The following is a 26,286-nucleotide window of genomic DNA, read 5'->3' on the forward strand; positions in this document are numbered from 1 at the left end:
CCCAGCAGCGCAACCTCTCCTTGCGTCCGCCGCCCGTCCCGCCGATCGGCTGCCGGCGCTGTCTCGACAGCCGATCCCTTGCTGAGGGGGGTGCTCGTCAATCGGCGAGGACGAGACGGGCACCGGTGTTGGTGGTCAGCTGCGCATGGAGACACGGCGCTGCATCACCTGGCGAGTAGTGACGAACACCGCACCGGCAAGCACGATGTGCACCAGGACGAGGGCGATGGCGTCGGGCTCGACCCACGTGATCGTCCAGCCCGACTCCAACCAGCCCGTGCCGCCGAGCACTGTGCGGGTCACGCTGAGTTGTGTCCAGTGGAAGGCGACCGCGACCAGGAGTGCGCCCTCCATGGGTAGGCGCCGGGCGGCGACGAGGGCGAGTCCGAACAGTGCCAGTTGCAGTACGTAGACCACGGGCTCGTTCCCGGCGGGGAACACCGACAGCTCGTTGCCCGTGTCGCCCAGCGCGGTCGTTATGAGCCACCGCACGGGCCCGACCACGAGTCCGACGAATGGGAAGAGCGCTGTCGTGGCGAGGGTAGCGACGACGAGGCCCCACCCATCGCGAAGGTTCGTCCACATGTACCCGCGCAGCGCGAGTTCCTCCGGCAGCGCTTCGAAGAGGGCAAGGACGATTCCGTTCACGAGGACGAATCGTGCGAACGCGACGGGGTCGAGGTCATCGACTCGGATCCATCCAGCGAGCCATGCGGGCACCCAGACGACGAGGCCAGTCCCGACCCCGACTGCGATGCCCGTGGTCAGGGGACGCACGATGCGAGCGCTGAGTCCGAGGCTCCCCAGGCTGCGATGATCTACCCGACGGCGCAGCAGGACGATAGCGGGCACCACGAGTGCCGACATGAGGGCCGCCTGCACGAAGACCGCCGTGGACCGAGCAAGCCCGAACGCCTGGTCGAACGCCGACGCGATCCCGACCGAGAGGCCAAGGCTCGCCCCGATGAGCAGCCAGCCCGCCAGTCCCAGGAGCAGGGCACGGAGTCGCGGCTGAGGCATCTGTGCAGGCTCGCGAGCTGCAGTGCCGGACAAAGCGAAGTCCGAAGGCATGCAGCTCATCTCGTCGGCGTCCGGCGAGCGGCCTGTACCGCCGCCACCGGCCATACTTCACGGGCGTGCGCGTGCGCGTCAAATACCGAAGCATGCGAACACCCTCTGGCGCACCCTCCGAATGATGCGGGCGTCACCGGTGATCAGAGGAGGCGTCCGGAAAAGGATCGGTCAGTGAGACGCTCCAGACGTCGCTGGCGATTGCCGCGGTCGTCATCTTTTCGGTCTGCTGAGCCACCGCGAAGCTGTCAATTTTCAAGCGTTTCGGCACGTCCGCGAGGTCGGGGCCGTGGATCCGTTGGCCGCCGCTCCAGGCCAGACCGGCGTGATGATCGCCGTAGTCCTGGGTGGCCACCTCATGCCTACTTCGCGACCCCCTACTCGTCGACGATGACGCCGCTGGTCTTGCTGGAGTAATCGACCGTGACAGGCATGAAGCCGTCGTAGAAGACCACCCCGGACGGGCGGGCGGCCACCGATTTGTCAGCCGGGTCGGTCACCGGCGCCCGGAAACCGAGAGGGCTGCCGGCCACCACTCGCTTCGGAGGATGGTTGATCACGAGCGTAGGAAATGGTGCGAGGTTTTCGTGCCCGTCGGGACCAAAGTGCTTGAGCGCCGCGACGTGGAAGAGCGCCGCGTAGACGTTCGCCATCATCCAGGTCTCTGCGAGCACAGTCGGGACGTCGACGCGAATGGAGATGGCCTCGATGCCCCTTGGAGGCTTCCCGTGCGGCCTCGACAAGAACGTGAAGAGCGGTCGGTCGAAAAGGGGTAGGGACTTCCCCTCCCCAAACGCACTCAGAGGGACCTCGCCGTTCTCGTTCGGGGCTTCGCTCACGAGCTCGACACGAACATCGTTGCGGCTGCTCACGGCGAGGCCGTGCTTGAACTTGTTGTGGCCGACGTTGACCGAGAGCTCGTCGTCGGTCAGGAGGTACTCCGCGTGCTCGACCCACTCGAGAGCGGTGTACGCCCCCGATCGAGATCGGGCATTGCCATGTGCCTCCGGTGGAAGGACCAAGCGCACCCACAGCTCGTCGTCCGACTTGAACGACGCCAGGCTCTTCTTGATGACGTCGGCTGTGCTGGTCGGACTGTCAGAGACCGCCAACCAAGTGCACGGCGCATCGCCCTGTCGAGGCGTAGCCGTCGAGACGGCGTAGACGAAGCGCGAGAGCGCCTCCGCGCACTGATGGCGGAGTGCCAACGCGTCGACCGCGACCTGCATGTCGCGGTCCTCCGGCTTCCCGACCGAGAGTTCGTCGGTCCGGATGCCAAGGGCCTTGAAGAAGGCAGGCTGCTCGGCCCGAGACAGAGTGGGCGCGGCATCGGCGTCGCGGAGCAGCCCAGCAATCCGAGACGAATAGTGCGACCCGGGGTCGGACCGGAAGAACTCGTCATCGAGCGTCTTCGCCTGCGCTGGCGTGAGTGAGGGGCCTTCGGGATGGACCTCGAGATACATGGCCGCAGTCTGCCGCATCAGGGAGTTCAGCCGTGTCGCTGAAGCCCGGTTGTGGGGACGACCGGCCCAAATCTACTCGGCGGGCGACGATTTGATTAGGTGCCTGACTGCTTGTCAGCGCTGGCGGGACCGAACTCGTCTCCGAACCGCTTCCACCCCTCGCCAGGTTGCTCACCCGGCGGTACGACCGGCGGCCGGTCGCCTTCTCTGTATTTCCCGACCCACGCTTCAGCTTTGCGCTCGACGACCTGCCTTGAGACCACTACGTCCTCTGCGAAAGCATCGTGCAAGAACGGCATGAGCTTGCGGCCGTGTAACCACGCGACCATTTCGAGCGTTCGAATCGTGAGGACCATGAGTTGCGCGACCAGCGGCACAGCGCCGTGAAATCGCTCTTCGACGCCGAACACCTCGGCGCCGTCTCGCCGCTTCCTGTCCGCGTGAACCACGTCGCCATAGATCCACGCGAACGCCAGCCGGCGGTCATTCATCGACTCTTCCGGGTCCTCGCCGCGCTTGACGCGCACTTCGTACGTCAATCGGGAACTATTCTCCGACGCCACCCCGATCCACTCCTTTTCGAAGCGCCTTTAGCCCCTCAATCGCTTCCTGATCCGCCCCGTCCGCCTTCGCAAAGTACAACAGCGCGTTCATCGCCTTGCCGTAATGCGTGTCATCGCCTTGCAGTAGCAGCGGACGTATGCGCGCGGCCGCGCTCTCGACCTGCTCCTCGGGCGGGTACTCCGTCCGGAGCGTCACATACCGGGAGTCCGTTCGACCGATGATGGTGAACTGTGGGTGCTGCATCTGCCGGAGTGCTGGCAGATCCAGCGCGAGCGAGTGTGCCCGCACCCTGCGGGCGCGCAGCACGAATGCCGTCAGCACCTGCTCCTGCCGTTCTCGCACGCCCTCGCCGCTGCTCATCCCTGGCCAGCGCTTCGCGGGACATCTTGTGCCTCGATCGTCATGTGCCCATCGTCCCCTCGGCCACCGACGTCGCGCGCAGGCGGCCGTTTCACCATCTCCGGAGCCGATGGTTGATCGGTCACCGGTCACGACGGCGACGCCCGCCAACACCTCGCCCGGTAGGTCTCATACCCGCAAGGCGACTTAGCCGTTCAGATCAGGCTCGACCGCACCCGCGTCCTTCGCCCACTGGTACACACCGGCAGGGAGGCGATCCCACCAGCCATCGTGTTGCCAGGACTGCCGGTAGGCGCGCGCCCACACGTACAGGAGTGCGGTTGCGATCTCTTGGTCCGACTTCGCAGGGAGCAGGAGGCGGCGCGCGGCGCGATCCTTCGCGATCAGTGTGAACGCACCATTTGCATGCACCTGATCGATCTCGGAGCTGCTCGGGTAGAAATCCATGGCGTCTGGCCGGTCGGTGGCGGTTTGTGCGACAACGCACCAGAGGATATCGAACTCGCACAAGCTGTCATAGAGTCGGGCGCGGGTACGCGGATCGACAATTCCGACGTCGGGGCGCAGTTCCGGAGATTCCATCATGAGCTGCAACGCACGCGAGATCACCGGCGCGCCCTCGACGTCATTTTCCTTCGACCGCAGCACGCCTGCGCGAGCAGACATCGTCAGCGCGTGACGGATCCAGGAGGCGTACGAGTAGGTTTCGTTCACCTCGTAAGGGCGAAGCACGAGTGACCGCAATTGCTCCCACCGGGACTGCCGCACTGCCAGTGACCCAAGGACGTACAGCCGGGACAGCACCTCGAACATCGCAGAGGCCCGCCCGCGTTCCGAGGGAGTCTCGTTTGTGACAGCATCCGGAAGTGTCGGGATCGCGCTGTAGTAGCGGGCAAGAGCGTCGATGACCCGGTCGAACTGCTCAGATGTTCCGTAGAGCAGAGCTGTCTCCGCAAGCGTGAACAATCGGTCAAGCAGGCCGTTGGCCGACGCGAGGTTGCCGGACGCTGCTACCGCACGCAACGCGTCGTCTGCTCGAAGAAGGAAACGAGTCAGGCGCGGCAGGCTGCCCGACTCGATCAACGCGTCCGCAGCGATTGCGAACGTCTTCGGGTCCATCCCGAGGTCAATCGCGAGCGATGGCTCTGCGCCCAGGCCTGAGGCAGCGCTGCGCTGATCGTCGAGCATCTCGACGATGCGACGGACAAGCGCGTCGACATCGCGGCGGGCGTCATCTTTGACTCTCTCGGTGTATCGCTCGAGTAGCCGAGGCCAGAAGTGTTCGGCGAGCCTTGTCGTCGTTGTGCCGTCTCGAACGACGACTTGCCCCGGACGAAACACGACTTCCGGCTTCCGGCCGCCGCTACGGTCGTACTGGCCCTGCTTTGTGACGACCAAGGGAAGCAAACCCGGCGGCGGCCCGGCGAAGATTAGAGCCACTTCGCGCGTACCGACTTCGGTCTGCAGCTCGTGCACGGCTGCGACGATCGACAGTCGGCCGTCTACATACGCCGAGACCTTCTGCTGCAGTACAGCCGAATCGAACTGCTTCGGATCAATCGGCTGTTGGTCCATAGCCGGCTTGCCGCTGTTGTCGACTCCGACGACGATGTAGCCGCCGGCAGGCAGCGACATCATCGCGAGCAGATCCTTAACATGCTCGACTTGATGCTTGGGATCGGCGAGGTCGAGTGTCGCCTTGAAATCTAGAGCCTCCTGCTCAGCTTCGAACGTAAGGAGTTCAGAGAGCTTTTCGCGGTCTACGCGACCGTCAACGACAACCATGTGGCCGATCCTCACACGCACAGCGGTCCCACTGAACTGTCCGATAGCCGGTCGGTGAGCGGACGCCGGCAAGCCTGGCAGCGACGACGACCGCGAGTGGCTAGTGGACCGTCTCAATGACCGATCGGCAAGCGAGACAGCCGGCCCGTGAAGCTGGATGTGCTTCGATACCCCGATGAAGCTCCACGTTGAGGTGCATGGCCAGGGGGACCGCACGGCGGTGCTGCTGCACGGGATGATGGGTTCTCGCGAGAGCTGGTGGCGAGTGGTGCCGCTGCTGGTCGCGAGCGGCTATCGCGTCCTAGCGGTTGATCTTCCGGGCCACGGACTGTCACCACGCGACGACACCATGACGGTGGATCGGGCCGCTCGATCGATCGCGGAGTGCGTTGCCGACGAATGCGGATCGACGCCTGACCTCGTGATGGGCCATTCGTACGGTGCGCTGCTCCTCGCAGCGGCTGTGGACGCCGGGCTGCTCGCCCCGGCTCTCTCGGTCTACATCGATGCGCCCTTCACGTCGCGCGGCGGCTGGGACCGCACCGAGCTCACCGCCGAATACGAGCAGGACAAACGAGCGCGCACGTACGACGGGCTCCTAGCATCGCGGCCGTACTACAGCGACCAGGACTGCGTGGTCGAGGCTCGTGCAGCGGACTACTTCGATCCGGCCACGGCGGCCTCGCCCGCGACGGGCCCTGGGATGTGCTTCGAGCCGGAACCCGGATCGATCATCGTGCGAGCGAGGCCGAGCCTGTACGTCGATGACGTGACAGCGGCGCACCACGAGAGCCGCGGTGTGATCGTCCGGAACATCCCCGGAGCAGCACAGTCCGTCTGGTACAGCCACTTCGATCAGTTCGTTGCCGCGCTACCCGAGGTGTTCCGGTAGCCCATTGCCTATCGGCCGCTCGAAAGCCCTCGGGGGCGCCGAGCTTGGACGGGATCCCGTTCGAACCGTCAGTTTCTGGCCGGGTCTCGGCGGCGGAGGCGCGGCAGGACCAGATCCTGATCCCAGATTGCTTCGCAGGCGTCCGGCTTCAGGACGAGGACGACAGCCTCGCGAGTACGGAGGCCAGTAGCTCGTGTGGGTCCGCCGTGACCAAGTCGGCACCGCTGCGACTGGCGTCCCCTGCCGCGACCTGGGTCAGCGTTGTGTATACGATCACGGTCGCGCCGGGGTGCAACGTCCCGACATGGCGGATAAATTCGGACACCGGCGTGCCGTCCTGACGGCTCCAGTTAGTGATCACGACGTCGTATCGCAGGCTTTTGAGATACTCCATTGCGCCGCTCGCATGCGTCGTCTTTGTGATGGCCAGTCCCAGGCGTTCGAGGGCAATGCTCTCGTGGACGCTATTGTCCGGGTGGTCGTCCACCCACAGGATACGACCGAGACGGACAGAGGCGGGCAGCTTCACAGCGGCGGTGTCGAGTGTCTGCCCGCGCTCGGCCGCGGCAGCGCGCACATCCTCGCTGACCGCTTCGCGCGTCTCCGCCCCGACGGTCACTTGGACGTCGAGGAGCTTCGCGACCGAGATCTTGAGGTCACCCGCACGTCCGCGCGCCACCGCTCCCCACGTGATCGCCCCGACGACGACAATGATCAGCACTCCGAGGATCAGCGACACCACTTCACTGCTCATGCCTGACGGCCTCCCTGTCTCAGCTCGATCGCTTCGATCGCCACGTTGATCGAAAAACGTGCCCATCCTGACAGCTCTGAAGCCGCCTCGCGGAGCCTGCGGGCAAATCCTTCAACGCGGTCGACTCCTAGTGCAACCAGCGCGATGATATCGAGGTCGGGGATGTCGACGGGCGCGCTCGCATTCCTCCACAGATAGCGGTTGGAAGAGGCCAGGCTCGCCGCGTCTTCGAAACGGCGGGACATCCCGACGAGCACACGCAGCAGGACGGACGCGCGGTCGTGGTCCATGAGGGCGAGGCCGGCTCGGACGTACGTCTGCACCGGAGCGCCGAGCGCTCCCACCGGGGCGGTCCCCAATCCCATAGCAGGGAGGTCCGCGATCGCTGCGAGCTCGTCGCGGAATTCGTCCGCGAGCTCTGGTGTCGCGGCCGCGGCGACGAAGAGGTAGGCCTGCTGCTGTCGAGAGGCGAGGCCGCGCCGCTCGAACCGGTCGGACTCAACGGGCGAGCCCGCCACCGCGTTGCGCAGCTGGCGAATCACGTCCCCCTCACGTAGTAGCGGACCGTCGGCATTGACCGTCCGGCAGGCCGCTCCGAGGAAGTGGCCGTAGGGAAGGCCGAGCTGGGAGAACCAGCGGGCGGCTGTCGCCAGACGGTCGAATGCGTCGTCGGTGCCCAGAGCCAACGACCACTGAGCGGCCTCCCGATAGGCCGTCGCCGCCTCTAGGCGGTTCCCTTCGCTGGTGCCCGTCTGCGGCTCGCTGATCGTCGCCTCGCGGGCGTAGTCCTCTCCGGCCAACTGCGCGTATGCGGTAGCAAATGCCACCCGGGCGGAGGCGCGCTCGGGGTCGACCCCGAGATATCCGAGTTCTGCCGCGGTCATGTCAGATCATCTCACGCACGTTGGATAAGCTCTCGGGCGCGATGAACGACCGGTTCGGACGGATCCAGTCCCGCTGGAGGACGTTGCTCGACCGGTCCCAGCTCCACTTCTCGCACGACTGGATCTGGGTCGCGGGTACGTTGATCTTGGCCACGATCTCGCCTTCGGTCTGGAAGGCGGAGTACCGGCGATAGGAGTTGAGGTCACGCACCTCTTCGGCCACGCCCTCCACCTCGACGGCCGGTCGCGGTGCCAGCACCAGCCAGCACACGAACAGGTACGCGGATGGTTTGGCGCCGAACTCGGTCCCGAACCAAAGTGCCGTCTTGCGGGCGCGATGCGCGAAGTTGGTGGCCGCGGCCGATTGCCGCTCCATGGTGCCAGCGGAGAGCGAGATGAATGGCGTGATCTCCCGAAACGGCCGGCCCGTCGCAGGATCCGGGTCGTCGAAGTGGTTGACGTGTCGGTCGAGCGCGCTGAGTGTCAGCTGCCCGGAAACCTCGGAGGGGCGGATCATGCCGCTGTCCCGCCACCAATTGGAGACAAGGCCCTCGCCGCTGTCGATGAGCCCCACTGCAATGTCATCGTCGGGGAGGCTGAGACCCTTCACGCACCACTGGACAATCAATCCTGCCACCCCTCTGACGGACGTGTGACGCGGATGCGCGTCTCCGCTCTCCCCCAGGCTAGCGCGAGGGGCGGAGTAACGGGAGTTTTCCCTCCCATGAATCAGAAACCTTCGAGCACTAAGGCCTGGCGTAATCCCGCTCTTCGTGATTAGGGGTCGGCAGTATTTTCCCGCGGGCGACAGGTGTCGGCTATCGTCCTGACCATCACGGTGCTCGCGGTTGGTCGCGCTGCAACGGTCGGCGTTGTTTGGTTCGCTACATCATGCTCTGTGGTGAGGGGCAACGAGTTGCGCTGGGCGCAGTGGATGCTCGTCGTCGTTCAGGCCGGTCTGTGGCTGCTAGCCGCCGCACCGTGCGCGTGGCGATGGAGGCACGGCTGAAGTGCGCTCTGGGTTGCAGTGGGCGTGTTCGCCACTGTGTTCTTCGTCGTAGCGACGTTCTTGCTCGTCGCGTCCCTGCCCTGCCCTTCGTTTTGCTGAGGACGGCGCCTTTTCCGACGGTGCCGGAGTCTCCCTTTCCCTAGGTCCGACGCCATCTTTCACCGTGCGACAGCAGATCGGCTATCGGAAACCGCAGAGCCCTCGATTTCAGGTACTCAGGCCGGACAAACCGAGAGAGACGCACTTACCTCGGCCCACCCAGGCCAGCGTTAGTGAGGCGCTGACAGCGCGAAGCTAATGAGCGCGGACTGGATACCGCTTCACGATCGGCTGACGGACGCGAGCAGCAGCGAGCGTAGCCCCAAACTGGGGCTGAGCAGCGGTGGCAATTCTTCGGTAATCGGCAGCGCTTGCACCGGCTGCGTTGGGTGAGCGCGGTAGCGGCGGTGATGTTCCTCGTGGTTGGAGTGAGCGAGGTGATCCTGGCTGACGGCTCTGTCCTGCACGTCGTGGTTGGGACGCTCTTCTTGCTCATGTCGTTCACAAGGATTGGTAGGGCATCGGTCAATGAGAAAGTCGCTGGCCGTCTGTCACGCTCGAGAACGCACCGCGTCAGGCATTCTCGTTCCATGGAATTCTCGTGGTGGACGTGGGTAGGCCTCATGGTCATCTTGCTGGCGGGCTTCGTGCTGATGGGCCGAGGTGGTGTGATTGCGGTCCGACGAGATGGGATGGGCAGGGGGCGACCGGAGCGCGGGTCAAGCGCTCCTTGGTGGTGGGCGGGAGTCGGCCTGTGTGGCGTCACGGGCGTCCTTTTGATCCTGTGGGTCGTCGCCCTCGACAGCTGATCCTGAGAGCCCTCGACCCTTGCCGACGGCACGTATCGCCGCAATGACGGATCGATCACCGATCAGACGATGGTGACATTGTGGGCACGGAAGAAGTAGCCATCCTGCCCCGGCGGGTACGGCTCTACTTCGAACCGAACACGTTGTCCGGCTCTCAGCGAGTGGTAGCCGGTCGTGTTGACGTTGGAGAAGTGAACGAAGACCTCCGAATCGGCCTCGTTCGAACGGAGAGCACCCCAACCGTCATCGTCACTCCACCAGACACACACGCCATCGACCATCTGCACCAGCGCCCGCTACCGCGCTAGGTCGTCCGGTAGGCGATCGACCATCGGACGACCGCGGCAGATAGCGTTCCGACGTGGGATCACTCAAACCCTTGCCGCGAGCACTCGCCTGGTTCGTCGCCGTCGCTGCCGCGCTCATGCTTGCCCTGGGGCTCCTGAACCTGATCATCAACACTGGCCGGATCGGCTCCTGGCTGCCGCTGGTCGTGATGATGCCCTGGTCGCTGTATCTCGGTGTGTGGAGCCTCCGCAATCAGGACAAGCGCTAACCCACTAGCGCAAGCGCTCGTTCGGTAGCCGATCGGCTACCGGGACCCGTCCTGTTGCATCTGAACGACCAACGGGCGAACCAGGATGAGAGTGGGTCCGGGCCAGTCAAGTCCGTCGTGCTCTTCCAACGGCACAAAGCCGACGCTGCGGTAGAACGCCCGTGTTTGCGCGTACGGCTCGTTCTCAAAGGACGGCCCGACCGTGTGCACCGACAGCAGGGTGCAACCATCAACCGCTAACCGTGACGCGATGCGCTCGACGAGCAACCGCCCGACACCGGTCCCGCGAGCCTCTGGATGCACCGCGATGAGGTGCAGCTCGGCGGCCTCGCGGAAGTGACGTCGTGTCAGTGCAGCGCCGATAACCCCGTCAGGGGCAACAGCGAGCAGGCTCCCGTAGTCGTCGTTCTCCGCCGCCGCTACGTAGTTGTCGATGGCGTCGACGTCACCAAACCATTCGGGTAGCGCCTCGAGAATCCGGCGCACGTCCTTAGCGCTGCGGTGCTCCACGAGTTCGATTCCCATGTGTTGAAGGTTGGCATACGAGTCGGCGCGGTGCGTCCGGAGGTGCATCGGCTACCGGGACGCGATCACGACACAGAGCGCAGCGAGAAAGGCGACACAGAGCGAAGCTGCTCACATCCATCAACCCAGGACCGAGCGGGTTCGGTTTGAAGTCGCAAGTGTCCGGCTGACGATCGGCTATCGAGACGCACTTGGAGTCCGGAGCTGCACCTATGCTCGCTCGTTCCTCCTTCGCCATGCTGTCCCGCCGCGGCGCATCGATCCGATTCGCTGAACGTGCGAAGACCGTTCAGAGACCCGCTGCCCCGGGCCGAATAGATCGGCACACTCGCGCGGAGGCCCTAATCCGCGTCCCTTTCCGGAACGGCTGGCTCGCGCGCCTCAGCCGCCTCTGGATCGTGCAGCGCGTTCCAGTAGGGCATGAAGACGAGCTTGAGCGTGAGCCACCAGAGGTAGACGCTGACACCCGAAGAGAACACCGCATCGCCGACCAGTCCGTGTGCGACCTCGTTGCGAAGATTCGGGCCGATGGGTCCGCATAGCAGTGCGCGAAATTCGAACGCAACGTCCTCTCCAAAAATGTCGACGACCCGCTCGTTCTCCATGAGGGCGGAGAGGCCGATCTCGTTTTCGTTGCCGTCCGCGCTGATTGCGCTCGTGCGCTCGCCGGCGTTCGCGAGGTGCAATCGCACGAGTGCTTCGATTGCGGGCACGAGGAGGTGCACTGCGGCTCCGAAGTCCCCGCTGTATCCGTAATGCAACCCCCGCGCAAAGATCCCCTCGTGCGTGCTCGGCACGATAGCGCTGCCCTCAGCAAGGGCCTGGAAGTCGCCGATGTGAAGCCGGTGATCAGTGGAGAGCTGTCGCAGGGCCCTCGGCAGCACGATGCCGCCAAGAAGACTGACTCGCAGCTGATAGTGCTGGATCATCCCTTCCCAGGTGGCCGCCTTCTCGCCATAAATCGTGGCATCGTCGCCCACGGGGGAGCGGTACACGGTGCGCCCATCGGCGCTGAGGGTCCGCCGCGTCGCCAAAAAAGAGAGAGGGAATCGCCGCTCACGCTCTTCAGTCTCAGACCGAGCCGCCGACACACTAGCGAAAGCCTGTATGCCAGCAAAGCGCCGGAGCGACTCAACGGGATCGTCGCTACGAATTGTGGCAAGCAACTCAGCGACATGGTCGCCGAGGTCGCCGCCCTCGGTAGCCAACACTTTCATTTGACCGATGGTCGCAGCGCCGCTCTCCCGGATCCGACGGGCGAGTTCGATTGGCAGGTCGGCCACGCCAAGGCGCTCGCGAGCCGTGCGGGGCAGTGTGCGGAGAATCTTGAGCGCCATCTCCAAGTGGATGGACGCGCGGAACGCCTCAGAAGCATCGGCCTCAGCGATCAGTCGCTGAACGATTGCGTTCGTCGCATCCTCGGCGCCCGCTGGATCGCCCGCACGCCCGTACCATTCGGCCGCGACCTCCAGCGTGTCCTGAGCGGCGATTGACTCGACGCCTTCTGCATGTCCAGCAAGGTGTGCCGCAATCGCCGCCGCATGCTGGCGTCCAAGCCGATGATCGCCGAGCAGCCGCGCCGCGCGCACCGCAAGTCCGCCGTCGGAGGATGTGGTTGCGGCTTCGACGAGTTGGCGCTCGATCTCGTCGAGCTGCGCCGACGCGACGCCGCGGAAGCGGACGCCGACAGCAAGTCCGCGGTCCCACTGCTCGGCGGCGTGGGTCATTGCATCGCTCGTCACCCCGTGGTCGGCCAGCGCTTGGAGCTGCGCGGAATGCCGAGTCGGGCGCAGTGCAGGGTCCCCAGTGATCGCGACGACGTCGAGGACGCGACTCCGAAAGATCAGACTGGGGATTAGTGCGGCGATCTCGGCCAACACCGTGATGTCCGCCTCACTGAAGTCGGCGGGGATGGGACTCCGCCGATCGCCAAACGTAGCGAAAGGACCGTAGGGGTTGGTCCAGTCGTTCCCGTTCGGCATGAACCAGGCGACCGTCGCAAGTAGACCTGAGACGTAGCGGACATCATCACCCACACCGGCGTCATCCGCGATCACCTGAAGGGGACTGCCCATGAGGAGGGTGCCCGTGTCACTCTCGGCGAGCGCTGCTTGTAGGTCAGAGTCGCGGGCAGCGGCCTGCCAGCGAGAGTCGGGAGCCGTGGTCATGAGTTCAGGTTATGGCCGGTGGCCGAAGGCTGCTCATCTCCCCCGACGAAACCCGGGAAGGGACTGCGTTGACTCGTTCGACTAGGCCGCGAGTACGACCTGCGGGTTTGAAGATCGTCTCGTACTCGACTGGGGTCAACTTCCCCAGACCGCGCTGACGTCGTTTTTGGTGATAGCCACCCTCGTTCCAGAGAGCCGCTCCCTGCACTACGTTCGCCCTATGAACGATCCGACGGGCGTCCGCAACACTCGCGAGTCTGATGCGGACGCGCAGCGAGGCTTCGAGTTCCTGCAACTCAGCTTTGCACGATTGACCGCGTTGGAGCAGCTGGTCGAGACTCTCGAGGAACGCAATCGCTCATCGCTCGCTGGCGACCGGGCGGCGACGGCGTACAACCCCATCCCGGATCAAGTGATCGGGCTACTGGTTGCAGCCACGGACCATCTCAGGGCCGTGCAAGTAACGGTCGAGGACTCAGGCGGGAAGATCCTCGCGATGTCACTCTTCACGCTGGTGCGCAGTGCTATCGAGATGACCGGCACCGGCCTCTGGATCCTCCAGCCGAGGAGCCGCGATGATCGCGTGCTGCGCTCGTTCTAACTGACTTGGGACAACCGCCGACAAGTCCGCTCCGTCAAAACCGAGCTGGGCCTCGATCCCGCGAACGATGTCGGGTTCAACCGGATGCAGGCGCGATTGGAAGAACTCATTGACGAACGTCCGCGTATCCGAGGCACGCGGATCTCGAAGGTCACTTCGGTCACGAGTCGGCTGACTGCAATCGCGGGCCTCGTCCCTGATCTAGTGGAGCCCCCTCTGATCCTTTGGCAGATGGCCAGTGGCATCGCGCACGGCAACACTTCCATGATGCGGAACGCTCTCGAGGTGAGGCAGCTAGGACCCTCCGTTGCCGGCTCGGCGTCGTTCGAACTCACAACCTCGGTGGTCACGCTCGCGATGTTCTACGACGCAGCACTCACCCTCGTTGCGCGCCTGGTGCAGATGTATAAGGACAGGAACGTGTAGCCGAGCTTCAGCGAAACAGCTCCTGACGCGATCGTCCCCTGCGCCTACGCTCGGCTCGCCCGAGCATGCGGAACCTTGTTTTGCCGTCTCGTAAGCCGGTCCTTCACCGAGCCGGACCTGACCGAAGGCCTGCCCGGCGGCCGCCTGTCTCACATGACCCGTCCGGATCGATCCTCTCTGGAGGGGTGCCATCCGGACACGTCCATGGGCCCCGAAGCACGAGAACGCCCCGCCAGCCGAAGCCAGCGGGGCGTTCCCTCGTGTCAGACCAGGATCAGAAGTCCCAGTCCTCGTCCTCGGTCTTCTCCGCCTTGCCGATGACGTACGACGACCCCGACCCCGAGAAGAAGTCGTGGTTCTCGTCCGCGTTCGGCGACAGCGCCGACAGGATCGCCGGGTTCACGTCCGTCGTCTCCTTGGGGAACATCGGCTCGTAGCCCAGGTTCATCAGCGCCTTGTTGGCGTTGTAGTGCAGGAACTTCTTGACGTCCTCGGTCAGCCCGACGCCGTCGTAGAGGTCCTGCGTGTACTGCACCTCGTTCTCGTAGAGCTCGAACAGCAGGTTGAACGTGTAGTCCTTGATCTCCTGCTTGCGCTCTTCCGAGGCGCCCTCGAGGCCCTTCTGGAACTTGTACCCGATGTAGTACCCGTGGACGGCTTCGTCGCGGATGATCAGGCGGATCAGGTCGGCGGTGTTGGTGAGCTTCGCGCGCGAGGACCAGTACATCGGCAGGTAGAAGCCGGAGTAGAACAGGAACGACTCGAGCAGCGTCGAGGCGACCTTGCGCTTCAGGGGGTCGTCACCGGTGTAGTAGTCGAGGACGATCTGCGCCTTCTTCTGCAGGTTCACGTTCTCGGTGGACCAGCGGAAAGCGTCGTCGATCTCGGGCGTCGAGGCCAGCGTCGAGAAGATCGACGAGTAGCTCTTCGCGTGCACCGACTCCATGAACGCGATGTTCGTGTAGACGGCCTCTTCGTGCGGGGTGATCGCGTCGGGGATCAGGCTGATCGCGCCGACGGTGCCCTGGATGGTGTCGAGCAGCGTCAGGCCGGTGAAGACCCGCATGGTGAGCTGCTGCTCCGCCGGCGTCAGCGTGTTCCACGACTGCACGTCGTTCGACAGCGGCACCTTCTCGGGCAGCCAGAAGTTGTTGACCAGCCGGTTCCAGACCTCGACGTCCTTGTCGTCCTGGATGCGGTTCCAATTGATGGCACTGACCGCGCTGATCAGCGGGATGGACTTGCCCGTGGCGTGGACCGGGTCGGTGAGGGTCATGGCTTTCTTCCGGGTGGTGGTGGTGGACAGAACGATCGAACGGACTGGAGGCGCGGGGCGGGGCCCGCCCCGCGCCTCCAGGAAGAGAGCAGCAGCTCTACAGCATGCAGCTGACGCAGCCCTCGACCTCGGTGCCCTCGAGGGCGAGCTGGCGCAGACGGATGTAGTAGATCGTCTTGATGCCCTTGCGCCATGCGTAGATCTGCGCCTTGTTGATGTCGCGCGTGGTGGCGGTGTCCTTGAAGAACAGCGTCAGGGACAGGCCCTGGTCCACGTGCTGCGTCGCCGCGGCGTACGTGTCGATGATCTTCTCCGGGCCGATCTCGTACGCGTCCTGGTAGTAGTCCAGGTTGTCGTTCGTCATGAACGGCGCCGGGTAGTAGACGCGGCCGAGCTTGCCTTCCTTGCGGATCTCGATCTTCGACGCGATCGGGTGGATCGACGACGTCGAGTGGTTGATGTACGAGATCGAACCGGTCGGCGGGACAGCCTGCAGGTTCTGGTTGTAGATGCCGTGCTCCTGGATGGACGCCTTCAGCGCCTTCCAGTCGTCCTGCGTCGGGATCGTGATGTTCGCGTTGTCGAACAGCGATGCCACGCGGGGGGTCGCCGGCGTCCAGAGCTGGTCGGTGTACTTGTCGAAGAACTCACCCGACGCGTACTTCGAGTCGCGGAAGCCGTCGAAGGTCTCGCCGGTCTCGATCGCGATCTTGTTCGACGCACGAAGGGCGTGGAACAGCACCGTGTAGAAGTAGATGTTCGTGAAGTCGATGCCCTCTTCGGAGCCGTAGTAGACGCGCTCACGAGCCAGGTAGCCGTGCAGGTTCATCTGGCCGAGGCCGATGGCGTGCGACTTGTCGTTGCCGTCCTCGACGCTCCGCACCGAGGTGATGTGCGACATCTGCGAGACCGAGGTCAGGCCGCGGATGGCGGTCTCGATGGTCTTGCCGAAGTCCGGCGAGTCCATCGTCAGCGCGATGTTCAGCGAGCCGAGGTTGCAGGAGATGTCCTTGCCGATCTCCTTGTAGGACAGGTCCTCGTTGAAGGTCGTCGGGGTGTTGACCTGCAGGATCTCCGAGCAGAGGTTGGACATGTTGATCCGACCCTTGATCGGGTTGGCCTTGTTCACCGTGTCCTCGAACACGATGTACGGGTAGCCCGACTCGAACTGGATCTCGGCGATGGTCGTGAAGAAGTCACGCGCCTTGATCTTCGTCTTCTTGATGCGCGAGTCGTCGACCATCGCGCGGTAGTTCTCGGAGATCGGGACGTCGCCGAAGGGGACGCCGTAGACCTTCTCGACGTCGTACGGCGAGAACAGGTACATGTCCTCGTTGTTCTTCGCGAGCTCGAACGTGATGTCCGGCACGACGACGCCGAGCGACAGCGTCTTGATGCGGATCTTCTCGTCGGCGTTCTCGCGCTTGGTGTCGAGGAACTTCATGATGTCCGGGTGGTGGGCGCTGAGGTAGACCGCGCCGGCGCCCTGACGCGCACCGAGCTGGTTCGCATACGAGAAGGAGTCTTCCAGCAGCTTCATCACGGGGATGATGCCCGAGGACTGGTTCTCGATCTGCTTGATCGGGGCGCCGGCCTCGCGGATGTTGGAGAGGAGCAGGGCCACGCCGCCGCCGCGCTTCGAGAGCTGCAGCGAGGAGTTGATGCCGCGCGAGATCGACTCCATGTTGTCCTCGATGCGGAGCAGGAAGCAGGAGACGAGCTCGCCGCGCTGTGCCTTCGCCGTGTTGAGGAACGTGGGGGTCGCGGGCTGGAAGCGGCCGGCGACGATCTCTTCGACCAGGTCGATGGCGAGCTGCTCGTTGCCCTGGGCCAGGCCGAGGGCGGTCATGACGACGCGGTCCTCGAAGCGCTCGAGGTAGCGCTTGCCGTCGAACGTCTTGAGGGTGTAGCTCGTGTAGTACTTGAACGCGCCGAGGAACGTCTGGAACCGGAACTTCTTCGAGTACGCCAGGTCGTTGAGTCGCTGGATGAAGTCCAGCGAGTACATGTCGATCGTGGCTTTTTCGTAGTACTCGTTCTCGACCAGGTAGTCGAGCCGCTCCTTCAGGTTGTGGAAGAAGACGGTGTTCTGGTTGACGTGCTGCAGGAAGAACTGCTTGGCGGCCTCACGATCCTTGTCGAACTGGATGTTCCCGTCCGCGTCGTAGAGGTTGAGCATCGCGTTGAGGGAGTGGTAGTCCATCCCCGTCTGCGGCGACGTCAGATCGACGTCTGCAACTGCTGCGTCCAAAATGCATCCAATCCTGAGTTGACCGCCGACACGTCGTCAGGGGTCCCGAAGAGTTCGAATCGATAGAGAAGGGGGACGTTGCACTTCCGTGCGACGACGTCCCCTGCCAGGCCGTACGCCTCGCCGAAGTTCGTGTTGCCGCCCACGACCACGCCGCGGATGAGCGAGCGGTTGTGGGCGTCGTTGAGGAACTTGATGACCTGCTTGGGGACTGCACCCTCGCCGTTGCCGCCACCGTAGGTGGGCAGGACCAGGACGTAGGGCTCGTCGACGTGCAGGAAGGGATCGCTCGGGTAGAGCGGGATCCGGTCCGCGTCGCGGCCGAGCTTCTCGACGAAGCGCGCGGTGTACCCGGACACGCTCGAGAAGTAGACCAATCGGCTCATGGTGCGCTCCCCTGGAGAAGGTGCGGACGGACGGACCGGGGCGACCTGGCGGAGGCGGGTCGCGCCTCCAGGCCGGCGGTGGGTGGTGCGGGCCCGACGGGACCCGCACCGACTCACGCCAGTTCGGCGCTGAGCGTCGCGATCTTGTCGGGGCGGAAGCCCGACCAGTGGTCGTCGTCCGTGACGACGACGGGGGCCTGCATGTAGCCGAGGCTCTTGACGTGCTCGAGCGCTGCCTCGTCCGTGGAGACGTCGTGCACTTCGTACTCGATGCCCTTGTTGTCGAGGGCGCGGTACGTCGCGGTGCACTGGACGCAGGACGGCTTGGTGTAGACGGTGACGGCCATGATCTCCCCTGGTTCCTACTGGTTTCTGCTGTGCTGTGGAGGTGGTGCTGATGTCTGTCCGCAGTCGTGTCCGGGAGGGGCCGCTGCGATGCCTCCACACTACATCTAGTGGCTGGCCGCGACACCGACCACAAGAGGAAGTGTTACAGCCGTGTAGTTCTCCACAACGTCCTCCACAGTCTGTGGATTCCCGAGAGGCCCGAGTTTCCGCCAGTCTCCGCCCGACCACCGACACTTCCCCACACCGGTGGACAGCCACGATCCACATGTGTGGAATCAGCGCTTCGGCGTGTCGCGTCAGCCCCCTCCCCAGGACGGGGGACAGCCCGATCCGTCCGGTCCGTACACTCGTCTCGTGAGTACGTACGGGCCCCTCCTGAAGACCCCTGGCGTGGGTCGTGTCATCGCCGCACAGCTCACCGCACGGTTCCCGTTCGGCATGCTGTCGCTGGCGTACCTGCTGCACGTCGAGCACGTGTTCGGCTCCTACGGGGCCGCCGGACTGGTGCTCGCGACGACGAGCATCGGGCAGGCGCTGGCCGGTCCGCTGACGAGCCGGTGGATGGGCAGCTGGGGCATGCGTCCCGTCCTCATCCTGACGAGCATCGTCGCGCTGATCAGCATGGTGGTCATCGCGTTCGTGATCATGCCGCTCTGGGGCTACGTGGTCGTCGGGTTCCTCGGCGGCCTGGCGGTCCCGCCCGTGCAGCCGGCGGTGCGCACCATCTACCCGAAGATGGTGACCTCGGCGCAGCTCACACCCCTCTTCTCCCTCGACGCCAGCGCGCAGGAGCTCATCTGGGTCGCCGGCCCGGTGATCACCACGTTCGTCGCGACGCAGATCGGCACGGTCGAGGCGATCGTCGTCGCGATGGTCTTCCTGGTCGTCGGCGGCACGTGGTTCATCGCCTCCCCCGAGCTCGGACGCGTCCGCATCCCCCGGTCCAAGCGCGCGTTCGGCGTCGTGCTGAAGCGCCCCTCGGTCGTCGTCGCCACCCTGACCGGCCTGCTCCTGATCGGGGCCTGCGCCGCGGTCGAGGCCAGCGTCACCAGCGTCTTCGGCGAGGGCAGCCCGAACGCCGGCATCGTCCTCGCGGTGTTCGCGGTCGGATCGCTCGTCGGCGGCCTGGCGTTCGGCCACCGCCCGATCTCGCGCAACACGCTGTGGACGCGCATGGCCGTGGTCTTCGTCGGCCTCACCCTGGCCCTCGGCGGCACGAACTTCTGGTGGCTCTGCCTGGCCCTCGTCATCGCGGGTGTGGGCATCGCCCCGGCCCTCGCGGTGATGTTCGGATCCGTCTCCGCCACGGTCAAGTTCTCCGACACCGCCGAGGCCTACGGCTGGATGGGCACCGGCCAGCTGATCGGTGCCGCCGGCGGATCGGCGATCGCCGGCTTCCTCATCGACAGCAACGGTCCGGTCGGCGGCTTCACCGTCGGCGCCGTGATGGCCGGACTGGGCGTGCTGCTCCCCCTGGCGATGCGCAGCTGGCTGCCCGACCTGCGCGGCCGTGACGCCAGCCCCCTCCCCGACACCGAGCCGGTGCACCTGCCGACCTGAGCGGGGGCGCGGGCGCTTTCGGCGTGCCTGGTCGAATCGGGCCTACCTGGTCGGGAGTTCTGACCAGGTACGCCCGTTTCCACTCCCCATCGCGGCCGGCATGGGAAGGAACGGGTGTCCGGCAGGCAGGTCGCGTTCTCCACAGATGGCCGGGAGGCCCGGCGAGCGCCCGCCACGCACCGGCAGGATGGGTGCATGGCCAGTTCACTTCCCCTCCGCGACGGCGCCGCGATCCCCGCGATCGGCTTCGGCGTCTACAAGGTCGACGATGCCGGAGCAGAGACGGCGGTCGGTCTCGCGCTCGACGCCGGCTACCGGCACGTCGACACGGCCGAGATGTACGGCAACGAGACCGGCGTCGGCAAGGCGATCCGGGCCTCCGGGCTGGACCGTGACGACGTCTTCGTGACGACCAAGGTGTGGAACGACCACCAGGGGCGCGACGCGACCCTGCGGGCGTTCGACGGCAGCCTCGAGCGGCTGGGGCTCGACGCCGTCGACCTCTACCTGATCCACTGGCCGGCCGCCGCGAACGACTGCTACGTCGAGACCTGGCAGGCGCTGGTGGAACTGCGCGAGTCGGGGCGGGCGCGGAGCATCGGCGTCTCGAACTTCCAGGTGCCGCACCTGCAGCGGCTCATCGACGAGACCGGCGAGGTGCCGGCACTGAACCAGGTCGAACGGCACCCCTGGCTGCCGCAGCGCGAACTCATCGCGTTCCACGAGCAGCACGACATCGTGACCGGGGCGTGGTCGCCGCTCGGTCGTGGGCGCCTGATCGACGAGCCGGTACTGACGGGCATCGCCGACGCGCACGGCGTGAGCGTGGCGCAGGTGCTCGTGCGGTGGAACGTGCAGCACGGCGTCGTGGTGCTGCCGAAGTCGGTGACCCCGTCCCGGATCCGGTCGAACCTCGACGTCGACGGCTTCGAGCTCACCGACGACGAGCTCGGGGCGATCGCGACGCTCGAGTCGGGGCAGCGGACGGGCTCCCACCCGGACTCGGTGTCGTAGCCGGGCGGGGTACGCACTGTTCAGCCACAGCGAGTGACGGGCCGTACTGTCGAGGGGTGATCAATCCTCAACAGACCGCCCGTGAACACCTGCGCCCCGATGAGCACTTGTACTGGGCCGGCACGAGCGACCCGGCCAAGCTCCTCTCGGGCCGCGACGGGTTCCTCATCCCGTTCTCGCTGCTCTGGTGCGGATTCGTGGCGTTCTGGACCGCCTCGGCCGTGACCAGCGGTGCGCCACCCTTCTTCTTGCTCGTCGGGTCGCTGTTCACACTGATGGGCCTGCACCTGCTGGTCGGACGGTTCCTCGTGAAGCGGTACCGCAAGCGGACGTCCGTCTACGCCGTGACCGATCGCCGGGCCCTCGTGATCACCCCTCGCGGCACGCGGGAGGTCCCGATCGGCCGCACCGACCGCACCGTGAGCTGGACCGGCGACCGACGGCACTGCAACGTCGAGTGGGACGCGACGGGAGGCGGACCAGGATCGATGCTCGTCGGCCGGGGAACGAACGCGAAGGTCTACGCGAACACCGGTCTCGACGGTTTCTTCGGACCACAGCCGATGGCGTTCTGGGACGTCACCGATGGCGATGCTCTCGTGCGCGAACTCGACCGGGCGTCGAGCTAGCCTCGGCGGTCCTCCTCGGACTGCCACGGCAGGTGCAGGTCGCCTGGTTCGGGCTCGACATCGCCGGCGTCGTCCGCGCCGCCCGTCCCGGGGGCCGCGATGACCTTGGACGGGTCGATGCCGTCCTCACGCAGGTCGGCGTCGTCGCGCTGCTTCGTCTGGGACGCGTCCATCTCGCGCTCGCTCGACGGGCTGTACGAGGTGTCGGCGGCACGTTGCTCGCGTCCGCTGACCCCGTCGACGTCGTCGCTGTGTGCGGCGTCGCGGAGCGCGTCGGTGCGTGCGCGGTCGTCGGACGGCTCGGGGCCGGGGGCGTTCGGGATGCTGTCGCTCATGGTGTGTCCTCCTGCAGCGGACGCTAGTCCTCGGCCCCGTGTAACGAGTCTGGCTCGGTCCGCTCCCCGCACTCGATGGCGTCCCTGGCCCCCGTTACGCTGCCGACGAGGGGGAACGATGGGAAGAACACGGACCGCGACGACCGCGGTGATCGGCTCGGCGCTGGTGGGGCTGCTGCTCGCCGGGTGCACGGCGTTCGGCGGCGACGACGCGATCCCGACGCCGACGCGACAGGCGGCCGAACGCACGGCGGAACCCGCGCCGGACCCGACGCGCGACGCCGATCCGGTCGAGACCGAGACCGAGCCCGAGCAGGCGTTGCCCACCGGCACCGTGGCGGCCGAGACCGACGTCGTCTCGCCGAGCGGCGAGACCAGCATCCACGTCCGGGTGGTCGCGAACGACCGCGGGACCTTCGACGCCCAGCTCTCCGGGTACCGGACGACCAATCCGCAGCCCATGCGGCTGGAGTTCCGACACCGGCCCGCGAAGCCGCTCGACGGCTGGGACGGCTCGGTGCGCGAAACGGTCGAGTGGGACGCCGCAGTTGCTCCTCCGACCTCGTTCACGATGGGTCAGGCGGGTCCACACCCCGATTACCTGCGCAGTGTCGTCCTCGTCCCTGCGACAGCGGCCGACGAGGACTCGTCCAAGCGCCCGTGGGCGGGATCAGTGCTCGCCGCCGCTGACCTCAGGTGGAACATCCCGAACCCCTACCCCGGCCTCCGGGTCACCGTCGGCGACGACCGACCGGGCGCATACGGCATCGTCACCGAGGTCGACGGCCGACCGGCGAACTACCTGGTCGCGCACGGTGACGAGCTCTCGACGGTCTCGGAGCGGTTCGGCATCACGCCGGCGCAGGTGCAGTGGATGAACCCCTTCATGGAGCAGCGCGACGACGACTGGCTGCTCGAGGGCAGCACGCTCAACATCGACCCCGCTCGCCGTTGAGACGAGGGGCCGGGTCGGTCGGTTACGGTTGACCAGCACTCGGCACCACCAGGAGGTCCCATCGTGACGATCGTCGCCGCCGCAGACGGCTCAGCCCTCGGCAACCCCGGCCCCGCCGGCTGGGCCTGGTACGTCGACGACGACCGGTGGGCGGCCGGCGGCTGGCCCCGTGCAACGAACAACATCGGCGAACTCACCGCCGTGCTGCAGCTGCTCCGTGCCACGAAGGACACCGGCGAGCCGCTGCACATCCTGTGCGACAGCCAGTACGCGATCAAGGCCTGCACCGAGTGGCTCGCCGGCTGGAAGCGCAAGGGATGGCGGAAGGCCGACGGCAAGCCGGTGCTCAACGTCGAGATCATCAAGGAACTCGACGCGGAACTGCAGGGCCGCAAGGTCACGTTCGAGTGGGTCCGCGGCCACGTCGGTCACGAGATGAACGAGGCCGCCGACGTGCGTGCCCGCGGTGCCGCGACCGCGTTCCAGAACGGAACCGACGTGCCGCACGGTCCGGGCTGGCCCGGCGCCGAGGTCCCCGAGCCGTCTGCGCTGCCCGACGCCACCCCGCCCGCGACCCTCTTCTGACGAACGGGGCGAGAAGCCCCGCCGCGGCTCAGTAGGTGCCGTCGCGGCGGTCCTGCTGGGTGATCTGCTCCCCCGAGGCCGGGTCGACACCGGTGCGGGTGGTCGTCGTGGTGCGTCGACCGCCGAACGCGACGGCCAGGCTGATGATGAGCAGCACGACACCGGCGGCCATCAGGATGTAGCCGATCAGGCGGAGGTCGATACCGGCGAGCTGGATGTTCAGCGCGAAGGCGACGATCGCGCCGATGACGATCAGGGCGATGCTGGATCCGATGCGCATGACGCAGTCCTCTCGGGTGGGGGTGGTGCCGGAGACGGTACACGTCCGGCGAACCCAGCGCCGATCAGTCGACGTCCACCTCGGCCCACCCGTCGAACCGCCCGATCTCGGTGACCCGCACGACGGCCTCGCCGACCTCGTCCGAGGCGTCCAGGTCGATCGTCGCCGAGAACCCGAAGTCCTTGTCGCCCTCCGGGTCGGCGAAGATCTGCCGGGCCTTCCACACCCGGGGTGATGCGGTGGCACCGCTCTCGTCGAGCACCAGGTACTGCATCGACCGCGCGTCGGCGTCGGTGCCGATGGAGTCGTGCTCCTCGTAGTACTCCTCGAGCACGGCGTCCCACGCAGAGCGGTCGAACCCGGCGGTCGCGTCGAGCTCCCCGAGCCCGTCGATGTCGTCCGCCGCGGCGAGCAGCACCCGCTGGAACAGGGCGTTGCGCACGAGCACCCGGAACGCCCGCGGGTTGCCGGTGAGCCGTGCGGGCTGTGGCGGCGCGATCTCCTCGTGCTCCTCGGAGGCCAGCAGGACGTCGCCGTTGAGCAGCGCCTCCCACTCGTCGACGAGCGACGAGTCGGTCTGCCGCACGACCTCGCCCAGCCACTCGATCAGGTCGTCGAGCTCCTGGGTCCGCTGCTCCTCGGTGATGGTCTGGCGCATCGTCCGGTACGCGTCGGACAGGTAGCGGAGCACGAGCCCCTCGGACCGGGTGAGCTGGTAGAAGCGCACGAAGTCACCGAAGGTCATCGCGCGTTCGTACATGTCTCGGACGACGGCCTTCGGGGACAGCTGGAAGTCGAGGACCCAGGGCTGTTCGGCGGCGTAGGCCTCGTACGCCGCCTCCAGCAGCTCGGACAGCGGGCGAGGCCAGGTGACCTCCTCGAGCAGCTCCATCCGCTCCTCGTACTCGATCCCCTCCTGCTTCATCCGGGCGACGGCCTCGCCGCGCTCCTTGAACTGCTGCTGCGACAGGATCGCCCGCGGGTCGTCGAGCGTGGCCTCGACGACCGACACCATGTCCAGCGCGTAGGTCGGCGACTCCGGGTCGAGCAACTCGAACGCGGCGAGCGCGAACGGTGACAGCGGCTGGTTGAGCGCGAAGTTGGGCGCGATGTCGACGGTCAGGCGGTAGGCGCCGTCGACCTTCTCGATCACCCGTGCGTTGATGAGGGTCCGGGCGATGACGAGTGCCCGCCGGGCCATCGCGAGCTGCCGCGATCGCGGTTCGTGGTTGTCGTAGACCAGCGATCGGACGTCCGCGAAGGCATCGCCGCCACGAGCGACGACCGACAGCACCATCGCGTGCGTGATCCGCATGCGCGAGACCATCGGCTCCGGCTCGGCCGCGATCAGCCGCTCGAACGACGCCTGCCCCCAGGACACGAACCCCTCGGGCGCCTTCTTCCGCTTGATCTTGTTCTTCTTCTTCGGGTCGTCACCGGCCTTGGCGACGGCGCGGGCGTTCTCGATGTCGTGCTCGGGTGCCTCGGCGACGACGTCACCCTCGGTGTCGTAGCCGGCACGTCCGGCACGACCGGCGATCTGGTGGAACTCCCGCGCGGACAGCTGGCGCATCTTCGTGCCGTCGAACTTCGTCAGTCCGGTGAACAGCACGGATCGGATCGGCACGTTGATCCCGACACCCAGGGTGTCGGTCCCGCAGATGACGGGCAGCAGGCCGCGCTGGGCGAGCTGCTCGACGAGCCGTCGGTACTTCGGCAGCATGCCGGCGTGGTGCACGCCGATGCCCGCCCGGATCAGGCGGGACAGGGTCTGTCCGAACCCGGCGCTGAACCGGAAGCCGGCGATGGCGTCCGCGATCTGGTCCCGGCGTTCGCGCGAAGCGACCTTCGCCGACATCAGCGACTGCGCCCGTTCGAGTGCGGCGGCCTGGGCGAAGTGCACGATGTAGATCGGCGCCTTGCCCTCCTCGAGGAGCCGCTCCACCGTCTCCTGCACGGGCGTCATCACGTACTGGTACTCGAGCGGCACCGGCCGCGAGACACCGGTCACGCGGGCGGTGGGCCGGCCGGTCCGGCGGGACAGGTCGTCCGCGATGGTGGTGACGTCACCGAGGGTCGCCGACATGAGCAGGAACTGCGCCCGCTCGAGCACGAGCAGCGGCACCTGCCACGCCCACCCGCGGTCGGGGTCGCCGTAGAAGTGGAACTCGTCCATCACGACGACGTCGACGTCGGCGTCCGGCCCCTGGCGGAGGGCCAGGTTGGCCAGGATCTCGGCGGTGCAGCAGACGATCGGGGCGTCGGCGTTGACGCTGGAGTCACCGGTGACCATGCCGACGTTCTGCGCGCCGAACAGGTCGACGAGCTGGAAGAACTTCTCGGACACCAGCGCCTTGATCGGTGCCGTGTAGTAGCTCCGCTTGCCCTCGGCGAGCGCGGCGAAGTGCGCGCCGGCCGCCACGAGCGACTTCCCGGTGCCGGTCGGGGTGCTCAGCACGACGTTGGCACCGGACACGAGCTCGATGACCGCCTCGTCCTGCGCCGGGTACAGCGGCCGGCCGCCCTCGGCGGCCCACGCCGCGAAGGCCTGGTAGACCTCGTCGGGGTCGACGACGCCGTCCACCGCCGCCGGGATCGCGGCGACGAGCGGGGGCACGGTGGTGACGTCGGTCATGTGCCCATCCTCCCAGGTGCGCATGTGCCGGACCGGGCCCACGCCGCCGGTTCCGGTCCGACGCGCCAGCGGCGGACCGGCCGTGCCGGTGGGGGGAGGCCCGTGGCGGCGCCGCCACGGGCCTCC

General features: G+C 66.2%; 28 protein-coding genes. 9 read left to right on the forward strand and 19 right to left on the reverse strand.

Annotated features, from left to right (window positions below; all coding sequences use genetic code 11):
• Window positions 1-135 precede the first annotated feature (135 nt).
• From OE229_RS17260 to OE229_RS17285, 6 genes are all read right to left on the reverse strand, one after another.
• Entirely contained in the window at window positions 136-1,020 is an 885-nt protein-coding gene (locus OE229_RS17260; RefSeq protein ID WP_262139088.1) for a CPBP family glutamic-type intramembrane protease, read from the reverse strand.
• Between the two features lie 184 nt (window positions 1,021-1,204).
• Window positions 1,205-1,426, reverse strand: a complete 222-nt coding sequence (locus OE229_RS17265; RefSeq protein ID WP_262139089.1) for a hypothetical protein — start codon at window positions 1,424-1,426, stop codon at window positions 1,205-1,207.
• A gap of 22 nt (window positions 1,427-1,448) precedes the next feature.
• Window positions 1,449-2,534, reverse strand: coding sequence for a hypothetical protein (locus OE229_RS17270; protein WP_262139091.1), 1,086 nt, complete (start codon window positions 2,532-2,534; stop codon window positions 1,449-1,451).
• 95 nt (window positions 2,535-2,629) lie between these two features.
• Window positions 2,630-3,073: a hypothetical protein gene (locus OE229_RS17275; RefSeq protein WP_262139092.1), complete on the reverse strand. Its 444-nt coding sequence runs from the start codon at window positions 3,071-3,073 to the stop codon at window positions 2,630-2,632.
• A 7-nt stretch (window positions 3,074-3,080) separates the two neighbouring features.
• Entirely contained in the window at window positions 3,081-3,458 is a 378-nt protein-coding gene (locus tag OE229_RS17280; protein ID WP_262139094.1) for a hypothetical protein, read from the reverse strand.
• 186 nt (window positions 3,459-3,644) lie between these two features.
• A complete protein-coding gene (locus tag OE229_RS17285; protein WP_262139096.1) occupies window positions 3,645-5,243 on the reverse strand; it encodes an AlbA family DNA-binding domain-containing protein in 1,599 nt (532 codons plus the stop codon).
• A 175-nt stretch (window positions 5,244-5,418) separates the two neighbouring features.
• Between OE229_RS17285 and OE229_RS17290 the strand changes: the two genes are divergently transcribed.
• Window positions 5,419-6,135, forward strand: coding sequence for an alpha/beta hydrolase (locus OE229_RS17290; protein WP_262139097.1), 717 nt, complete (start codon window positions 5,419-5,421; stop codon window positions 6,133-6,135).
• Between the two features lie 148 nt (window positions 6,136-6,283).
• Here OE229_RS17290 and OE229_RS17295 read toward each other — a convergent pair whose 3' ends face one another.
• From OE229_RS17295 to OE229_RS17310, 4 genes are all read right to left on the reverse strand, one after another.
• Entirely contained in the window at window positions 6,284-6,889 is a 606-nt protein-coding gene (locus tag OE229_RS17295) for a DNA-binding transcriptional response regulator (RefSeq protein WP_181437979.1), read from the reverse strand.
• Window positions 6,886-7,773 (reverse strand): hypothetical protein, encoded by an 888-nt coding sequence (locus OE229_RS17300; protein ID WP_262139100.1) that lies wholly within the window; start codon window positions 7,771-7,773, stop codon window positions 6,886-6,888. The genes OE229_RS17295 and OE229_RS17300 overlap by 4 nt, the downstream gene beginning before the upstream one ends.
• A 1-nt stretch (window position 7,774) precedes the next feature.
• Complete coding sequence (locus tag OE229_RS17305; protein WP_262139102.1) at window positions 7,775-8,347, reverse strand: hypothetical protein; 573 nt, start codon at window positions 8,345-8,347, stop codon at window positions 7,775-7,777.
• A 1,345-nt stretch (window positions 8,348-9,692) separates the two neighbouring features.
• On the reverse strand, window positions 9,693-9,911 hold the full coding sequence (locus tag OE229_RS17310) for a cold-shock protein (protein ID WP_258370778.1): 219 nt from the start codon (window positions 9,909-9,911) through the stop codon (window positions 9,693-9,695).
• A gap of 80 nt (window positions 9,912-9,991) precedes the next feature.
• On the opposite strand from OE229_RS17310, the gene OE229_RS17315 reads away from it, so the two are divergent.
• Window positions 9,992-10,186, forward strand: a complete 195-nt coding sequence (locus tag OE229_RS17315) for a hypothetical protein (RefSeq protein ID WP_111100431.1) — start codon at window positions 9,992-9,994, stop codon at window positions 10,184-10,186.
• 36 nt (window positions 10,187-10,222) lie between these two features.
• Here OE229_RS17315 and OE229_RS17320 read toward each other — a convergent pair whose 3' ends face one another.
• Together OE229_RS17320 and OE229_RS17325 are read right to left on the reverse strand one after the other, a co-directional pair.
• Complete coding sequence (locus OE229_RS17320) at window positions 10,223-10,711, reverse strand: GNAT family N-acetyltransferase (protein ID WP_111057486.1); 489 nt, start codon at window positions 10,709-10,711, stop codon at window positions 10,223-10,225.
• Window positions 10,712-11,052: 341 nt separating this feature from the next.
• On the reverse strand, window positions 11,053-12,879 hold the full coding sequence (locus OE229_RS17325; protein ID WP_262139105.1) for a DUF4209 domain-containing protein: 1,827 nt from the start codon (window positions 12,877-12,879) through the stop codon (window positions 11,053-11,055).
• A gap of 220 nt (window positions 12,880-13,099) precedes the next feature.
• Between OE229_RS17325 and OE229_RS17330 the strand changes: the two genes are divergently transcribed.
• Window positions 13,100-13,480, forward strand: coding sequence for a hypothetical protein (locus OE229_RS17330; protein ID WP_262139106.1), 381 nt, complete (start codon window positions 13,100-13,102; stop codon window positions 13,478-13,480).
• Between the two features lie 231 nt (window positions 13,481-13,711).
• On the forward strand, window positions 13,712-13,906 hold the full coding sequence (locus OE229_RS17335) for a hypothetical protein (protein ID WP_262139107.1): 195 nt from the start codon (window positions 13,712-13,714) through the stop codon (window positions 13,904-13,906).
• 274 nt (window positions 13,907-14,180) lie between these two features.
• Here OE229_RS17335 and nrdF read toward each other — a convergent pair whose 3' ends face one another.
• The 4 genes from nrdF to nrdH form a co-directional block, all read right to left on the reverse strand.
• Window positions 14,181-15,182, reverse strand: a complete 1,002-nt coding sequence (gene nrdF / locus OE229_RS17340; protein WP_071295675.1) for a class 1b ribonucleoside-diphosphate reductase subunit beta — start codon at window positions 15,180-15,182, stop codon at window positions 14,181-14,183.
• 97 nt (window positions 15,183-15,279) lie between these two features.
• Complete coding sequence (nrdE, locus tag OE229_RS17345) at window positions 15,280-17,385, reverse strand: class 1b ribonucleoside-diphosphate reductase subunit alpha (protein WP_209135566.1); 2,106 nt, start codon at window positions 17,383-17,385, stop codon at window positions 15,280-15,282.
• A gap of 17 nt (window positions 17,386-17,402) precedes the next feature.
• Entirely contained in the window at window positions 17,403-17,819 is a 417-nt protein-coding gene (nrdI, locus tag OE229_RS17350) for a class Ib ribonucleoside-diphosphate reductase assembly flavoprotein NrdI (protein ID WP_182064923.1), read from the reverse strand.
• A gap of 113 nt (window positions 17,820-17,932) precedes the next feature.
• Complete coding sequence (gene nrdH, locus OE229_RS17355; protein ID WP_017886897.1) at window positions 17,933-18,166, reverse strand: glutaredoxin-like protein NrdH; 234 nt, start codon at window positions 18,164-18,166, stop codon at window positions 17,933-17,935.
• Between the two features lie 355 nt (window positions 18,167-18,521).
• On the opposite strand from nrdH, the gene OE229_RS17360 reads away from it, so the two are divergent.
• From OE229_RS17360 to OE229_RS17370, 3 genes are all read left to right on the forward strand, one after another.
• Window positions 18,522-19,727 (forward strand): MFS transporter, encoded by a 1,206-nt coding sequence (locus tag OE229_RS17360; RefSeq protein WP_182064922.1) that lies wholly within the window; start codon window positions 18,522-18,524, stop codon window positions 19,725-19,727.
• A gap of 195 nt (window positions 19,728-19,922) precedes the next feature.
• Complete coding sequence (locus OE229_RS17365; protein WP_262139108.1) at window positions 19,923-20,741, forward strand: aldo/keto reductase; 819 nt, start codon at window positions 19,923-19,925, stop codon at window positions 20,739-20,741.
• A 56-nt stretch (window positions 20,742-20,797) separates the two neighbouring features.
• Window positions 20,798-21,370, forward strand: coding sequence for a hypothetical protein (locus OE229_RS17370; protein WP_262139109.1), 573 nt, complete (start codon window positions 20,798-20,800; stop codon window positions 21,368-21,370).
• Here the strand turns inward: OE229_RS17370 and OE229_RS17375 are convergent.
• Window positions 21,367-21,705, reverse strand: coding sequence for a hypothetical protein (locus tag OE229_RS17375; RefSeq protein ID WP_262139111.1), 339 nt, complete (start codon window positions 21,703-21,705; stop codon window positions 21,367-21,369). The genes OE229_RS17370 and OE229_RS17375 overlap by 4 nt on opposite strands.
• Window positions 21,706-21,823: 118 nt before the next feature.
• Between OE229_RS17375 and OE229_RS17380 the strand changes: the two genes are divergently transcribed.
• On the forward strand, window positions 21,824-22,660 hold the full coding sequence (locus OE229_RS17380; RefSeq protein WP_262139112.1) for a hypothetical protein: 837 nt from the start codon (window positions 21,824-21,826) through the stop codon (window positions 22,658-22,660).
• Window positions 22,661-22,723: 63 nt separating this feature from the next.
• Window positions 22,724-23,245: a ribonuclease H family protein gene (locus OE229_RS17385; protein WP_027465941.1), complete on the forward strand. Its 522-nt coding sequence runs from the start codon at window positions 22,724-22,726 to the stop codon at window positions 23,243-23,245.
• 28 nt (window positions 23,246-23,273) lie between these two features.
• On the opposite strand, the gene OE229_RS17390 is transcribed toward OE229_RS17385, so the two are convergent.
• Together OE229_RS17390 and OE229_RS17395 are read right to left on the reverse strand one after the other, a co-directional pair.
• Window positions 23,274-23,525: a DUF6458 family protein gene (locus OE229_RS17390; protein WP_182064916.1), complete on the reverse strand. Its 252-nt coding sequence runs from the start codon at window positions 23,523-23,525 to the stop codon at window positions 23,274-23,276.
• 64 nt (window positions 23,526-23,589) lie between these two features.
• Window positions 23,590-26,160, reverse strand: a complete 2,571-nt coding sequence (locus tag OE229_RS17395; protein WP_262139113.1) for a DEAD/DEAH box helicase — start codon at window positions 26,158-26,160, stop codon at window positions 23,590-23,592.
• Window positions 26,161-26,286: the final 126 nt, after the last annotated feature.

It is taken from the genome of Curtobacterium poinsettiae, from assembly GCF_025677645.1.
GTDB lineage: Bacteria > Actinomycetota > Actinomycetes > Actinomycetales > Microbacteriaceae > Curtobacterium > Curtobacterium poinsettiae_A.

Excerpts from the sequence above, each read along its gene's own strand:
- OE229_RS17260 (WP_262139088.1), bottom strand. The coding sequence starts at position 1,020 with ATGCCTCAGCCGCGACTCCGTGCCCTGCTCCTGGGACTGGCGGGCTGG.
- OE229_RS17270 (WP_262139091.1), bottom strand. The coding sequence starts at position 2,534 with ATGTATCTCGAGGTCCATCCCGAAGGCCCCTCACTCACGCCAGCGCAG.
- OE229_RS17280 (WP_262139094.1), bottom strand. The coding sequence starts at position 3,458 with ATGAGCAGCGGCGAGGGCGTGCGAGAACGGCAGGAGCAGGTGCTGACG.
- OE229_RS17285 (WP_262139096.1), bottom strand. The coding sequence starts at position 5,243 with ATGGTTGTCGTTGACGGTCGCGTAGACCGCGAAAAGCTCTCTGAACTC.
- OE229_RS17290 (WP_262139097.1), top strand. The coding sequence starts at position 5,419 with ATGAAGCTCCACGTTGAGGTGCATGGCCAGGGGGACCGCACGGCGGTG.
- OE229_RS17295 (WP_181437979.1), bottom strand. The coding sequence starts at position 6,889 with ATGAGCAGTGAAGTGGTGTCGCTGATCCTCGGAGTGCTGATCATTGTC.
- OE229_RS17300 (WP_262139100.1), bottom strand. The coding sequence starts at position 7,773 with ATGACCGCGGCAGAACTCGGATATCTCGGGGTCGACCCCGAGCGCGCC.
- OE229_RS17310 (WP_258370778.1), bottom strand. The coding sequence starts at position 9,911 with ATGGTCGATGGCGTGTGTGTCTGGTGGAGTGACGATGACGGTTGGGGT.
- OE229_RS17320 (WP_111057486.1), bottom strand. The coding sequence starts at position 10,711 with ATGGGAATCGAACTCGTGGAGCACCGCAGCGCTAAGGACGTGCGCCGG.
- OE229_RS17325 (WP_262139105.1), bottom strand. The coding sequence starts at position 12,879 with ATGACCACGGCTCCCGACTCTCGCTGGCAGGCCGCTGCCCGCGACTCT.
- OE229_RS17330 (WP_262139106.1), top strand. The coding sequence starts at position 13,100 with ATGAACGATCCGACGGGCGTCCGCAACACTCGCGAGTCTGATGCGGAC.
- OE229_RS17335 (WP_262139107.1), top strand. The coding sequence starts at position 13,712 with ATGGCCAGTGGCATCGCGCACGGCAACACTTCCATGATGCGGAACGCT.
- nrdF (WP_071295675.1), bottom strand. The coding sequence starts at position 15,182 with ATGACCCTCACCGACCCGGTCCACGCCACGGGCAAGTCCATCCCGCTG.
- nrdE (WP_209135566.1), bottom strand. The coding sequence starts at position 17,385 with ATGGACTACCACTCCCTCAACGCGATGCTCAACCTCTACGACGCGGAC.
- nrdI (WP_182064923.1), bottom strand. The coding sequence starts at position 17,819 with ATGAGCCGATTGGTCTACTTCTCGAGCGTGTCCGGGTACACCGCGCGC.
- nrdH (WP_017886897.1), bottom strand. The coding sequence starts at position 18,166 with ATGGCCGTCACCGTCTACACCAAGCCGTCCTGCGTCCAGTGCACCGCG.
- OE229_RS17365 (WP_262139108.1), top strand. The coding sequence starts at position 19,923 with ATGGCCAGTTCACTTCCCCTCCGCGACGGCGCCGCGATCCCCGCGATC.
- OE229_RS17375 (WP_262139111.1), bottom strand. The coding sequence starts at position 21,705 with ATGAGCGACAGCATCCCGAACGCCCCCGGCCCCGAGCCGTCCGACGAC.
- OE229_RS17380 (WP_262139112.1), top strand. The coding sequence starts at position 21,824 with ATGGGAAGAACACGGACCGCGACGACCGCGGTGATCGGCTCGGCGCTG.
- OE229_RS17390 (WP_182064916.1), bottom strand. The coding sequence starts at position 23,525 with ATGCGCATCGGATCCAGCATCGCCCTGATCGTCATCGGCGCGATCGTC.
- OE229_RS17395 (WP_262139113.1), bottom strand. The coding sequence starts at position 26,160 with ATGACCGACGTCACCACCGTGCCCCCGCTCGTCGCCGCGATCCCGGCG.